This is a genomic window from Flavobacterium sp. W22_SRS_FK3 (assembly GCF_052113665.1).
Lineage (GTDB): Bacteria > Bacteroidota > Bacteroidia > Flavobacteriales > Flavobacteriaceae > Flavobacterium.
Map to the genome: position 1 here is coordinate 289,322 of NZ_JBGQOF010000002.1, position 12,337 is coordinate 301,658.

A 12,337-nucleotide genomic window follows, 5' to 3' on the forward strand; every position below is an offset into this window, starting at 1 on the left:
CGTATGTATTAGTTGCTAATGCTATTTACATTATTATTTTTTTCTTAATCATGCAATTATACTCATAACTTATGCAGCTATTTGATTGGATCGTACTGATTGTTACTCTTTTATTTATTGTAGGATATGGATCCTGGAAAACAAAAGGAAGTAAAAATGTCGAAGATTTTATTTTAGGAAACAACGAAACACCCTGGTATACTGTAGGTCTTTCTGTAATGGCTACTCAGGCCAGTGCTATTACTTTTTTATCAACCCCAGGACAAGCATATCATGACGGAATGGGTTTTGTGCAATTTTACTTCGGGTTGCCCATTGCAATGATTGTTATTTGTTTAACTTTTATTCCGCTGTATCATAAAAACAAAGTATTCACGGCTTATGAATTTCTCGAAAAGCGATTTGATGTAAAAACACGTTCGTTAGCTGCAATTCTATTTTTAGTTCAAAGAGGTTTAGGAACCGGCTTGACTATCTATGCTCCTGCCATTATTTTATCAGCTCTTTTAGGCTGGAATTTAACAATTATGAATGTCATTATTGGTGTTTTGGTTATCATTTATACTTTTTCCGGAGGAACAAAAGCTGTAAATGTGACTCAAAAGCAGCAAATGTTCGTGATTATGTCGGGAATGTTTATTACTTTTTTCCTGATTCTGCATTATTTACCACAAGACATGACTTTTTCAAGTGCCATGCATATCGCCGGTGCCAATGACAAAATGAATATTGTAGATTTTTCTTTTGATCCTGAAGAAAGATATACTTTTTGGAGCGGAATCACAGGTGGTTTTTTCCTGATGCTTGCGTATTTTGGAACAGACCAATCGCAAGTAGGACGCTATTTATCTGGGAAATCCGTTAAAGAAAGTCAAATGGGATTAATCATGAACGGTCTTTTGAAAGTTCCTATGCAGTTCTTTATATTGCTCACAGGTGTTATGGTTTTTGTCTTTTTTCAATTCAATCCTGTTCCGTTAAATTTTAATCCAAATAATAAAATTGTCATTGAAAAATCCGCTTTTAAAGACGAATATCATGTTTTGGAATCTAAATTAAATAAACTTTCTGAAGATAAAAAAGTAATCAATCTTTTGTATATCGAGCAATTGAACCAGGATTACGACAATCCCATTCTTCGAAAAGAATTAGTTACATTATCCAACAAAGAAAAAGATCTTCGCGACCGTGCAAAAGAAATTATTTCGAAAGCTGACAGCAATAGCGAAACCAATGATAAAGATTATGTGTTTTTTCATTTCATTTTGCATTATTTACCAAAAGGACTTATTGGTTTGTTACTGGCTGTAATTATTTCGGCAGCCATGTCTTCAACAGCTTCAGGATTAAATGCATTAGCATCCACAACCGCAATTGATATTTACAAACGAAATCTCAAAGAAGAAAAATCCGAAAAGCATTATCTGAATGCAACCAAATTCTTTACACTCTTTTGGGGAATCGTTGCCATACTTTTTGCCTGTGTAGGAACTTTATTTGAGAATTTAATTCAGTTGGTCAATATAATTGGCTCTATTTTTTATGGTACAGTTCTGGGAATCTTTTTGGTTGGTTTTTATCTCCGAAGTGTTCAGGCAAAAGCAATGTTTTACAGTGCACTTATTAGCCAGTTAATCATTTTTATAATTTATTATTTTATGATATATATTTATCCAAGCGGTCAGGAAAAATTAGGTTATTTATGGCTGAATTTTATTGGTGCAATGCTAACTATCTTATTATCATTATTTATGCAGCTTGCTTTTTTTAGAAAAAACAAGTTAGAACTAAATGAATAATTATAGCTTTATTTATATTTCTGAATAAAATATATTAAGTAAATATGCTGAATTTTAATTTTACTCCATTTCCGGTAATAGAAACGGAACGTTTGATTTTAAGGAGAATTACAACCGATGATGTAAATGAAGTTTTTGAATTGCGTTCCAATCCAGAAACAATGAAATACATTCCGAGGCCTTTAGTAAAATCTATTGAAGATGGCCTCGAACATATTGCAATGATTGAAGAAAAAATTGTGTCAAATGTCGGAATCAATTGGGGAATTACTTTAAAAGGTAATTCGAAAATTCTTGGTATTATTGGATATTACAGAATGCAGCCTGAGAATTACAGAGCTGAAATTGGCTATATGCTGCATCCGGATTATCATGGTAAAGGCATAATTCCAGAAGCTGTAACGCGATTAATATCCTATGGATTTAATGATTTAAAATTACACTCAATTGAGGCCGTTATTGATCCGGAAAACTTAGCATCTGAGAGTGTTTTACAAAAATGTGGTTTTGTAAAAGAAGCTCATTTAAAAGAGTCTGATTTTTACGAAGGAAAGTTTTTAGACAAGGTAATTTACTCGTTATTAAATAAGTAAAAAAAATATTAGAATAATTCTTATTAAACGATTATTTTTTTATAATAGTTCTTTTTTTATTGCATTATATTTGCAGACTAAACAAGAAAATTTCTTGTTTAAATATTTTAAGCATGAAAAAAATATTCTTAATACTTGTTTTTACATTTTCTGTTAACTTACAAAGTCAAACCTACATAAAATTTAACGCCTTTACGGCATTAGCTCTTGTTCCAAATTTAGGAGTAGAAACCAGTATTGGAGAAAAAACGACTTTTAACTTTGACATCATGGCTTCTTTCTGGAAGTCTTTTGCGGGACAAAAACCTATGAAGTTCTATACATTTACTCCGGAAATTCGATACCATTTTAAAGAAAAATATAATGGAATCTATGCGGGATTACACACCGGATTTGATACTTTTGAAATTCAAAAATGGGGTTATTGGAATACTAATATGTATGAAACAGGAATGGGATATAGAATAGGTGCCACAATTGGTTACAATAAAAAACTCAGCGATAAATTTTTATTAGATATTTTCATTAGAGGAGGCTGGCATCAGGGCTTTTATAAAGGTCACTTTAATGACGGAACAACCGGCAGCTATGAAAACGTGAAAAATTGGAATAAAAGTGGAGAATACCTTCCTTACGGAGGAGGAGTTATGATCTCCTATAAATTAGACTAATTTTCAGAAAATTTAGACCGTGATTTCACATATAACTCCTCCACTTTTTTTCTGGCCCACTCTGTTTTTCTTAAAAAAGTTAAACTTGATTTTACGCTGGGATTTTCAGTAAAACATTTAATTTGAATTAATTCACCCAATGTATCAAAACCATAGTAATCTACAAGTTTTTCAACTATTTTTTGAAGTGTAATTCCGTGTAAAGGGTCTTTTGATTTTTGGTTTTCCATTTTACAAATTTATATCATTTCTGTAAAAACAATTGCTCTTTCATATATTTGTTGCTAAATTTGTATTCCTATGTTAAAAACAGTCAATATACTTAATAAAAGAGCCAGGTTTGATTATGAAATAATCGATACCTACACTGCCGGAATTGTTTTGGCAGGAACAGAGATAAAATCAATCCGATTAGGAAAGGCTAACATTACTGAAAGTTTTTGCGAATTCAGTAATAATGAGCTTTTTGCCATTAATACCTATATCGAAGAATATGCTTTTGGAAATCAATTTAACCATAAATCTAGAAGTGAGAGAAAATTGCTGCTGAACAGAAAAGAATTAAAAAATCTTCAGAAGAGTGTTCAGGCAAAAGGACTAACTATAGTTCCACTGAAATTGTTTACGAATGAAAAAGGAATGGCGAAACTTCAAATTGGACTCTGCAAAGGAAAGAAAAATTATGACAAACGTGAATCTCTAAAAGAGCAAGATACTAAACGCGATTTGGATCGAATCAAAAAAGCTTTCAATTAATAATAAAAATTAATGTAAGAACCTGCTTTTTCATATTTTATGACTAAATTTACTACAATAACAATTTAATTCGTAAAATATGAAAAATTACTTATTTCTATTTATTGTTTTTTTATTTGTAGGCTGTGGCAGCAATACTTCAATTGTAAGCAGCTGGCGAGACCCTCAACTTACAGTAGCTCAGGAAAATTTTAAAAAAGTTCTTGTTGTTGCTCTAGTAAAAGATGAAGCATCAAGAAGAACTGCTGAAAATAGAATTGCTGCAAGTAATCCTATATTCAAAACTTCTTATCAATACCTTAGTGGTACAAATTTACAACTTACCCAAGAGCAAAGACTGAAAATTTTAAATGACGAAAATTTCGATGGTGTTGTAACAATGCGTTTGGTTAGTAAAGAAAAAGAAACCAATTATGTACCCGGAACTAATACAGGAATGTATTATGGAGGAATGGGCGGTATGTATGGAGGAATGTATGGCTATGGTTTTGGAAACTGGTATGGAATGTATTCACCAAATTTTTATGATCCGGGATATTACCAGGAAACAACATCTTATATGGTAGAAACTAATGTTTTCTCCTTGAAAGAAAATAAATTGATTTGGACTGGAACTACAAAATCTGATTATGTTACAGATATAGGACAAACTGTTGATGCTATCATGCAGGCTGTAGTTAAAGAAATGAGAAAAAACGGCACCTTGCCTCCAAAATAAAGAACATGTAAGAAGCAATATTTTTTTTTAGTATTGCTTTTTTATTTGAAAAAAAAATGACAAAATACGTCAAGACAATTAAGTGTTTAAAAATGAAATCACTTCTTAAAACCGGAAGAGAACAAAAAGGATTAAAAACTCGTGAAGTAGCACAGATTTTAAGTATTGATCAGGCTTTAATCAGTAAATTTGAAAGCGGTCTTCGAACACCTACTAAAGAACAAGTTTCGAAATTAGCAGAACTTTTAGAAATCGATTATGAAACCTTAATGATTGCCTGGTTAAAAGAAAAAATTTTATATGAAATCGAAAACGAAGAATTTGCATTGCAAGCACTTACGGCAGCTGAGGAGGAACTTAAATATAAAAAATCGGTTTCTAAAATAAAACTATCCGTTGCCTTAGAAAAGTTACTAAAAGAAATTGATGTTCTAAAAGCTAAATTAGAAACCTTCTCGCAAACTGATTTGCATAAAATCAAAAAGACTTTTGAAGTGGAATATACTTTTGAAAGCAATCGAATGGAAGGAAATACCCTGACTCTTCAAGAAGCAAAAATGGTTATAAATGAAGGTTTAACAATTTCTGGCAAAACCATGCGGGAACATCTAGAGATGATTAATCATCAGGAAGCAATTCGTTTTTTAAAAGATTTACAGCAAAAAAATAATTCTTTCAATGAAAAAGATTTATTGTCAATACATAATTTGATTCTTAGAGGAATAAATCCGGAAGTTGCAGGTCATTACAGAAAATCACTAATAACGAACGATAGAGGTCTCACTCCTTCTGAACCAGTGATGATTTCTAAAGAAATAGAAGAATATTTTTTTTGGTACGAAATCAATAAAAACAGACTCCATCCTATAATTTTAGCGGCAGAAATGCATATACGTCTTTTAAAAATTCATCCTTTTATGGATGGCAACGGAAAAACTTCACGATTGGTAATGAATCTAATTTTATTACAGAAAGGATATTTAATAGCAAACATAAAAGGAGATATCGAAAATAAAACGTATTATTCTCAATTGCTGGATAATACTCTAAGCCAAAACAACACAGAAAACTTTATACTATTCATTGCTCAGATCGAAAAAGAACACTTAGAGAAATACTGTAGCATAATTGGAAGCTAAAATCATTTATCAAGACTTAAAAAAGCTTTTCCAAGATTATCAATAATGTCAGATGCTAAAAAAGATTGATAACCGGTTTGAGGCAATGCAATATCTGCCGTCAATCCGTGAAGGAAAACTCCCAACTGTGCTGCCTGACACGGTTCATAATGCTGTGCCAACAAACTCGTAATAATTCCGGTTAGCACATCGCCGCTTCCTGCGGTTGCCAAAGCAGCATTTCCGGTTGTATTTTGGTAAACAGTTGTTTGATTGATTATAAAAGTTGGTGCGCCTTTCATCACGATAATAACTTTGTATTGTTCTGAAAAAGCAATCGTCTTTTGAAATTTTTGAGATTCTGAATTCCATTTGCCAATCAAGCGTTCAAGTTCTTTTGGGTGTGGTGTCAGGATTGTTTTTTCTGGAACTAATCCCAGCCATGATTGGTTTTCGGATACTATATTCAAAGCGTCGGCGTCAAGAACTAAAGGCGATTTATTGATTCTTAAAAATTCAAATAAAGCCTTTTGTGTACCCAACTCCTTCCCTATTCCCGGGCCAATTGCGATTGCTTGGACAGCTAATGGAAGATTGATATGTGTAATAAAGTTTGTATTTTCATCAGTAAATACCATAACTTCGGGAATAGTTATTTGAAGAATTTGATAACCGCATTTTGGTGTAAAAACAGTTACAAGTCCGCAACCCGATTTTAAACAGGATTTTGAAGCTAAAACGGCTGCTCCTATTTTGCCATAACTTCCGGCAATAATTAGGGCGTGACCCTGAAGTCCTTTGTGCGTAATAGGATTTACAGTTTTATAGAATTTTAAAATTTCTTCTTTCGTGATTAAAAACGGGGCCCTCATAAAAATGATTTAACGAATTAAAGTTACATAAAATCAGATAAAAAGAATATTCTTTTACCCGTAAATTCCTAGTTCTGATAGCAGAGATCTTCTTTTTGTTTTTTCTTTAAAATAAATATATATAGCGGATAGCAGGAAATAGCTCCTAATCATTGCGAATTTTATAATTTAGTATACCTAATTTAGATATTTTTTAAATAAATTTGCGATTCAATTTTATAAAATAATACAATGAAAAATACTGCGCTTACGCACATACATGAAGGTTTAGGAGCAAAAATGCTTCCTTTTGCAGGTTACAATATGCCAATTACGTACGAAGGTGTAAATGCTGAACACGAAACAGTTCGTAACAGTGTGGGCGTTTTTGACGTTTCACATATGGGTGAATTTTTATTGACGGGTCCGAATGCTTTGGCTTTGATTCAGAAAGTAACTTCAAATGATGCTTCAACACTAACTATTGGAAAAGCGCAATATTCTTGTCTGCCAAATAATGATGGTGGAATTGTAGATGATTTGATTGTTTATAAAATGAAAGAAGAGCAATATTTGTTAGTTGTAAATGCTTCAAATATTGAGAAAGATTGGAACTGGATTACTTCGCACAATGATTTGGGTGTTGAGATGAAAAATCTTTCAGACGAGTATTCTTTATTAGCAATTCAGGGACCAAAAGCGGTTGAAGCAATGCAATCCTTATCTTCTATAGATTTATCAGTGATTCCTTACTACCATTTTGAAGTGGCTGATTTTGCAGGAATCGAACATGTAATTATCTCTGCAACTGGTTATACAGGTTCTGGAGGATTTGAAATTTATTGCAAAAACAGTGAAGCAGAACAGGTTTGGAACAAAGTTTTTGAAGCCGGAGCTGCATTCGGAATTAAACCAATTGGTTTGGCTGCCCGTGATACTTTGCGTTTAGAAATGGGGTTTTGTTTGTACGGAAATGACATTAATGACACAACATCTCCGATTGAAGCAGGTTTGGGATGGATTACAAAATTCAATAAGGAGTTTACAAATTCTGAAAAACTTAAAAAACAAAAAGAAGAAGGTATTTCAAAAAAATTAGTGGCTTTTGAAATGCAGGAACGCGCAGTACCAAGACATGATTACGAAATTGTAGACGGTTCCGGTAAAGTGATTGGAATTGTAACATCCGGAACAATGTCTCCTTCTATGAATAAAGGAATTGGTTTAGGTTATGTTACAGTTGATAACAGTGCCATAGACAGCGAAATTTTTATCAGAATCAGAAAAAATGATGTTGCGGCAAAAGTGGTAAAATTACCTTTTTACAAGAAATAAATTCAAAATTAGAATATTTAAAAAATGCATTACTTAAATTGTAATGCATTTTTTTTATTATCAAAAAAGTAATTTAGATGTAAGAATATTTAGAAAAAATATAAGTATTAATGAAAAATTAAGCGTAAATTTAATCTAAGATTCCTGAAATATGAAAAAAGTATTATTGGCATTTCTGTTAATGACGAACATTCTATTTTCTCAAAATAGTGATAAGACGTGCGAAATACTTATCAAAATAAATACCCTGATTCAAAGTGAACACATTAGACCAAAACCGGTAGATGATAGTTTGTCTGTCTATGTTTTTGATAATCTTATGGATGAGTTAGATCCTTCCAGAAATATTTTTTTTAAATCAGAGTATGACGAGATGTCTAAAAATTATCGCTTAAACTTAGATGATCTGATATTAAAAGGAGATTGTAGTTTTTTATCTGATATTAAAACTAAATATATAAATGGACTTTTACGAACTAAAGCGGTTTTAGAGAAAATTCAAGTCGGACCAATTCATTACAATACAAAAGATACTATTCGGTTTTATAAAAAGGCATTTACATTCTATCTTAAAAAAGAAGATTTAGAAAAAGTGTGGCTTAAAAAGATCCGATATCAAATTTTAGATGATATTGCTGAAACAAGCAATAATCTGGACTCTCTTAAATTAAATTTTAAATCTATTGAATTACAATCACGAGCTATTATTTTATCAAATGAAATATGTAGAATCAATACACTGTTAGAAAGAAAAGATACACAACAGGAAAATCTTTATAACTTCTTTTGCACCTATTTTGATCCACACACAGCTTATTTTAGTGATGATTCAAAATCCAGTTTTGTAGCCTCATTATCAAAAGAACATTTTTCTTTAGGCGTAAGTCTAAAATTAAATGAAAAAAATGAAATTATTATTGAGGAATTAGACCCTAATGGTCCTGCTTTCCAAACGGGACAGATAAAAAAGGGAGATCAAATTGTTTCCATTTCAAATCAAAAAGAAACTCTACAAGTTTCATGCGCCTCATTAGAATCCGTCTCAACGATGATTTTATCAGAGTCAAATAAAAAGATTACACTGACTTTAAAACGAAATTCCGGTAAAAATTTTGAGGTCTATATCGAAAAGCAAATAATGAAAGACGAAGATAATTCTGTTTACAGTTTCATTATAGGCAGGGATATTAAAATTGGTTATATCAAAATTCCAAGCTTTTATGCTGATCTCGATGAAAAAGACCGAAAAGGTTGTGCCGATGATGTTGCCAGAGAAGTTATGAAACTTGAAAGAGACAATATTAAAGGCCTTGTAATCGACCTAATCAATAATGGGGGTGGTTCTATGGAAGAGGCTATCAGACTGTCGGGTATGTTTGTTGATTACGGACCTCTTTCTATAGTCCAAGACAATAAACAAGACAGATCTATAATAAATGATCCATATAGAGGTTTGATTTATAAAGGACCAATTGTAGTTCTAATAAATAGTAATACGGCTTCTGCCAGCGAATTCTTTGCATCAATTTTGCAAGATTACAACCGTGCCATATTATTAGGCAGCAGTACATTAGGAAAAGCCACCATGCAAACCATTATCCCGCTTGACGAAAATACAACGACCGATTTTTTAAAAATCAGCATTAATAAATTTTACAGGGTCACAGGAAAAAGTCATCAAAATATAGGTGTCAAACCAGATGTTATCCTACCTGAATTTTATGAAAATGTTTACCAAAAAGAAAGCAATTTTCCAACTGCAATTCAAAATGACAGTATTATCACTTTATTAAAATACAAACCGTATATTAAGAGAAGTCTAATTGATAAAATTGCAAAAAATAGTTCTGTGAGACTGGCAGATAATTACTATTTCAAACAGATTAAAGAAATCAATTCAAAAATTGACGAAATGATCAATGTTCCAAAGGCTGAAGTCCCAATGACTTTAAAAGCAATTTTTGAACAAAAAATCAATAGAAATAAACTATGGACAGAAATCAATACCTTTAATGATCAGAACAATCCTTTAGATGTCTATAATTCAACTGTTAATCAATTTTTACTTGGCGTTTATCCAGCTGAGAAAACAATCAATCAATATCAAATTGATAATCTCAAAACTAATCCTTACTTAAACGAGGCCGTACATATTATTAATGAATTTAATACTTCCAAATAAAAGCCAATTTCAACGAAATTTAAAATTAGAACTTCAAACCGAAGTTTTATTAATTTGATTCTGAAGCATGAACATTGGAAATTCGGAACCAAAACAAAGCAATTAGTTCTTTTGCTTTCATTCGAAAAAGAAAGCTATAATATAACTTAGATTAAAGGAATTCAATATTTTCATCATGCTAAAAACATAAATTAAAAAAGAATAGAATTTGATTTTGCAAAAATAAGGAATAACCGTATTTTTGCATCTCAAATAAAAAATCAGTAATGGGAAGAGCGTTCGAATTTAGAAAAGGAAGAAAAATGAAACGTTGGTCAGCAATGGCCAAAACATTTACCCGAATTGGTAAAGATATCGTTATGGCTGTTAAGGAAGGTGGTCCAAATCCGGATGCCAATTCCAGATTAAGAGCTGTGATACAAAACGCAAAAGCGGCCAACATGCCTAAGGACAATGTAGAGCGCGCTATAAAAAATGCAAGCAATAAAGACACGGCCAACTATAAAGAAATTTTGTTCGAAGGATATGCTCCGCACGGAATTGCTATTCTAATTGAAACTGCATCTGACAATAATAATAGAACCGTAGCCAATATCCGCAGTTATTTCAACAAATGCAACGGAACAATGGGTACACAGGGTTCTGTTGAATTTATGTTTGATCATACCTGTAATTTCCGAATTGCGAAAGGTGAAATTGATGCCGAAGAATTAGAATTAGAATTAATTGATTTTGGTGCCGAAGAAGTTTTTGAAGATGAAGACGGAATCTTAATCTATGCTCCCTTTGGAAGCTTTGGGGCTCTGCAGAAAGAATTAGAAAACAGAGGTTTGGAAATTTTATCTTCTGGTTTTGAACGTATTCCGCAAATTACAAAAGAACTTACTGAAGCTCAAATTGCTGACGTTGAAAAACTAATCGAAAAAATTGAAGAAGACGATGACGTAATGAACGTTTATCACACGATGAAAGAAGAGTAATCTTTTCTCTATAAATATTAAAAAGCTCTGGAAATTCAGAGCTTTTTGTTTATAATGAATTTAAACAAATTCAGAAATAATTACTTATGCCATTAACTATTATATTTGCAATCCCAAATTAAAATAATTTTATGAAAAATTCTAAATACCTTAAAATTACCGTAATCATCATGGTATTATTGTTTCTAATCACCAGTATGTTAGGTTGTACTGTTCACAACTCACACTCACATTCACACTCACATCATAAATCAAAAAAAATGCCTCCAGGTCAGGCTAAAAAGATATCAGGAAACAAAAGTGCAAAATCACATGCTCCTGGCCACAACAAAAGATAATTACTTAAAGCCTTTTAGAATTTCTAAAAGGCTTTTTAATTTAACGCAATATAAAGCTGTTTGTGTAGGAACTATCCGGGAACATCATAAAAAAAACATAATTCTTAGACTGTAAATCGTAAATCATAACTACCTTTGCCCTGTCAAAAAATTCATGCTATGAACATACAACATATTCCAAAAATTAAGCATACTGAAAGTGGGAACTTCTTTTTGTTGTCGGGACCTTGCGCTATAGAAGGAGAAGAAATGGCTCTCAGAATTGCCGAAAAATTAGTTGGTATTACCGACAGACTTCAGATTCCTTATGTTTTTAAAGGATCATTTAAAAAAGCTAATCGTTCCAGAATTGATAGCTTCTCTGGAATTGGTGACGAAAAAGCATTAAAAATTTTACGAAAGGTTTCTGAAACTTTTCATGTTCCAACGGTAACAGATGTTCATACGAATGAAGATGCTGATTTGGCTGCACAATATGTAGATGTTTTGCAGATTCCTGCTTTTTTAGTTCGTCAGACAGATCTTGTTGTAGCTGCAGCAAACACAGGAAAAGTAGTAAATCTGAAAAAGGGACAATTTATGAGTCCGGAAAGCATGAAACATGCTGTACAAAAGGTATTAGATTGCAATAATGAGAATGTTATGGTTACAGATCGTGGTACTATGTTTGGTTATCAGGACATGATTGTAGATTATAGAGGAATCCCTACTATGCAGCAATATGCCACAACGGTTTTAGATGTCACACACTCTTTACAACAACCCAATCAAACTGCCGGGGTTACAGGCGGAAGACCTGATATGATAGAGACCGTTGCCAAAGCGGGTATTGCTGTGGGTGTTGACGGTATTTTTATCGAAACTCATTTTGACCCTGCTAATGCTAAAAGTGATGGTGCTAACATGCTTCATTTAGACTATTTTGAAGGGTTAATGACCAAATTGGTTGCTATCAGAAAAACAGTAAATTCATTCTAATTTTTTACATTTTAATAA

13 protein-coding genes are annotated in these 12,337 nt (G+C 32.1%); 11 read left to right on the forward strand and 2 right to left on the reverse strand.

Going from position 1 to position 12,337, the window contains the following annotated elements:
* Positions 1-71 precede the first annotated feature (71 nt).
* The 3 genes from ACEN2I_RS02900 to ACEN2I_RS02910 all read left to right on the forward strand — a co-directional run bounded on the left by ACEN2I_RS02900 (position 72) and on the right by ACEN2I_RS02910 (position 3,063).
* Positions 72-1,799 (forward strand): sodium:solute symporter family transporter, encoded by a 1,728-nt coding sequence (locus ACEN2I_RS02900; protein WP_441764623.1) that lies wholly within the window; start codon positions 72-74, stop codon positions 1,797-1,799.
* Between the two features lie 44 nt (positions 1,800-1,843).
* Positions 1,844-2,392, forward strand: coding sequence for a GNAT family N-acetyltransferase (locus ACEN2I_RS02905; protein ID WP_441764624.1), 549 nt, complete (start codon positions 1,844-1,846; stop codon positions 2,390-2,392).
* Positions 2,393-2,505: 113 nt separating this feature from the next.
* Positions 2,506-3,063: a DUF3575 domain-containing protein gene (locus tag ACEN2I_RS02910; RefSeq protein WP_441764625.1), complete on the forward strand. Its 558-nt coding sequence runs from the start codon at positions 2,506-2,508 to the stop codon at positions 3,061-3,063.
* Here the strand turns inward: ACEN2I_RS02910 and ACEN2I_RS02915 are convergent.
* A complete protein-coding gene (locus ACEN2I_RS02915) occupies positions 3,060-3,293 on the reverse strand; it encodes a VF530 family DNA-binding protein (protein ID WP_441764626.1) in 234 nt (77 codons plus the stop codon). The two genes, ACEN2I_RS02910 and ACEN2I_RS02915, sit on opposite strands and share 4 nt — an antisense overlap.
* A 70-nt stretch (positions 3,294-3,363) precedes the next feature.
* Between ACEN2I_RS02915 and smpB the strand changes: the two genes are divergently transcribed.
* The 3 genes from smpB to ACEN2I_RS02930 all read left to right on the forward strand — a co-directional run bounded on the left by smpB (position 3,364) and on the right by ACEN2I_RS02930 (position 5,676).
* Positions 3,364-3,819 carry an SsrA-binding protein SmpB gene (gene smpB / locus ACEN2I_RS02920; protein WP_441764627.1) on the forward strand — a complete coding sequence of 152 codons (456 nt, stop codon included), beginning with the start codon at positions 3,364-3,366 and terminating at the stop codon, positions 3,817-3,819.
* A 79-nt stretch (positions 3,820-3,898) separates the two neighbouring features.
* Entirely contained in the window at positions 3,899-4,537 is a 639-nt protein-coding gene (locus ACEN2I_RS02925; RefSeq protein WP_441764628.1) for a hypothetical protein, read from the forward strand.
* Between the two features lie 92 nt (positions 4,538-4,629).
* A complete protein-coding gene (locus ACEN2I_RS02930) occupies positions 4,630-5,676 on the forward strand; it encodes a Fic family protein (protein WP_441764629.1) in 1,047 nt (348 codons plus the stop codon).
* Between the two features lie 2 nt (positions 5,677-5,678).
* Here the strand turns inward: ACEN2I_RS02930 and ACEN2I_RS02935 are convergent, their stop codons facing one another.
* Entirely contained in the window at positions 5,679-6,527 is an 849-nt protein-coding gene (locus ACEN2I_RS02935) for an NAD(P)H-hydrate dehydratase (RefSeq protein ID WP_441764630.1), read from the reverse strand.
* Between the two features lie 231 nt (positions 6,528-6,758).
* Between ACEN2I_RS02935 and gcvT the strand changes: the two genes are divergently transcribed.
* The 5 genes from gcvT to kdsA all read left to right on the forward strand — a co-directional run bounded on the left by gcvT (position 6,759) and on the right by kdsA (position 12,319).
* The gene (gene gcvT / locus ACEN2I_RS02940; protein ID WP_441764631.1) at positions 6,759-7,841 is read left to right on the forward strand and encodes a glycine cleavage system aminomethyltransferase GcvT; all 1,083 of its coding nucleotides are present in this window, start codon (positions 6,759-6,761) and stop codon (positions 7,839-7,841) included.
* Between the two features lie 151 nt (positions 7,842-7,992).
* Complete coding sequence (locus ACEN2I_RS02945) at positions 7,993-10,023, forward strand: S41 family peptidase (protein ID WP_441764632.1); 2,031 nt, start codon at positions 7,993-7,995, stop codon at positions 10,021-10,023.
* A 266-nt stretch (positions 10,024-10,289) separates the two neighbouring features.
* A complete protein-coding gene (locus ACEN2I_RS02950) occupies positions 10,290-11,003 on the forward strand; it encodes a YebC/PmpR family DNA-binding transcriptional regulator (protein WP_180909594.1) in 714 nt (237 codons plus the stop codon).
* A 131-nt stretch (positions 11,004-11,134) separates the two neighbouring features.
* Positions 11,135-11,341 (forward strand): hypothetical protein, encoded by a 207-nt coding sequence (locus ACEN2I_RS02955; RefSeq protein ID WP_441764633.1) that lies wholly within the window; start codon positions 11,135-11,137, stop codon positions 11,339-11,341.
* Between the two features lie 159 nt (positions 11,342-11,500).
* Positions 11,501-12,319 (forward strand): 3-deoxy-8-phosphooctulonate synthase, encoded by an 819-nt coding sequence (gene kdsA / locus ACEN2I_RS02960; RefSeq protein ID WP_441764634.1) that lies wholly within the window; start codon positions 11,501-11,503, stop codon positions 12,317-12,319.
* Positions 12,320-12,337 lie beyond the last annotated feature (18 nt).

What these genes read in the sequence shown, in the direction of transcription:
- ACEN2I_RS02900 (WP_441764623.1), top strand. Translation starts at nt 72, where the DNA reads ATGCAGCTATTTGATTGGATCGTACTGATTGTTACTCTTTTATTTATT.
- ACEN2I_RS02905 (WP_441764624.1), top strand. Translation starts at nt 1,844, where the DNA reads ATGCTGAATTTTAATTTTACTCCATTTCCGGTAATAGAAACGGAACGT.
- ACEN2I_RS02910 (WP_441764625.1), top strand. Translation starts at nt 2,506, where the DNA reads ATGAAAAAAATATTCTTAATACTTGTTTTTACATTTTCTGTTAACTTA.
- ACEN2I_RS02915 (WP_441764626.1), bottom strand. Translation starts at nt 3,293, where the DNA reads ATGGAAAACCAAAAATCAAAAGACCCTTTACACGGAATTACACTTCAA.
- smpB (WP_441764627.1), top strand. Translation starts at nt 3,364, where the DNA reads ATGTTAAAAACAGTCAATATACTTAATAAAAGAGCCAGGTTTGATTAT.
- ACEN2I_RS02925 (WP_441764628.1), top strand. Translation starts at nt 3,899, where the DNA reads ATGAAAAATTACTTATTTCTATTTATTGTTTTTTTATTTGTAGGCTGT.
- ACEN2I_RS02930 (WP_441764629.1), top strand. Translation starts at nt 4,630, where the DNA reads ATGAAATCACTTCTTAAAACCGGAAGAGAACAAAAAGGATTAAAAACT.
- ACEN2I_RS02935 (WP_441764630.1), bottom strand. Translation starts at nt 6,527, where the DNA reads ATGAGGGCCCCGTTTTTAATCACGAAAGAAGAAATTTTAAAATTCTAT.
- gcvT (WP_441764631.1), top strand. Translation starts at nt 6,759, where the DNA reads ATGAAAAATACTGCGCTTACGCACATACATGAAGGTTTAGGAGCAAAA.
- ACEN2I_RS02945 (WP_441764632.1), top strand. Translation starts at nt 7,993, where the DNA reads ATGAAAAAAGTATTATTGGCATTTCTGTTAATGACGAACATTCTATTT.
- ACEN2I_RS02950 (WP_180909594.1), top strand. Translation starts at nt 10,290, where the DNA reads ATGGGAAGAGCGTTCGAATTTAGAAAAGGAAGAAAAATGAAACGTTGG.
- ACEN2I_RS02955 (WP_441764633.1), top strand. Translation starts at nt 11,135, where the DNA reads ATGAAAAATTCTAAATACCTTAAAATTACCGTAATCATCATGGTATTA.
- kdsA (WP_441764634.1), top strand. Translation starts at nt 11,501, where the DNA reads ATGAACATACAACATATTCCAAAAATTAAGCATACTGAAAGTGGGAAC.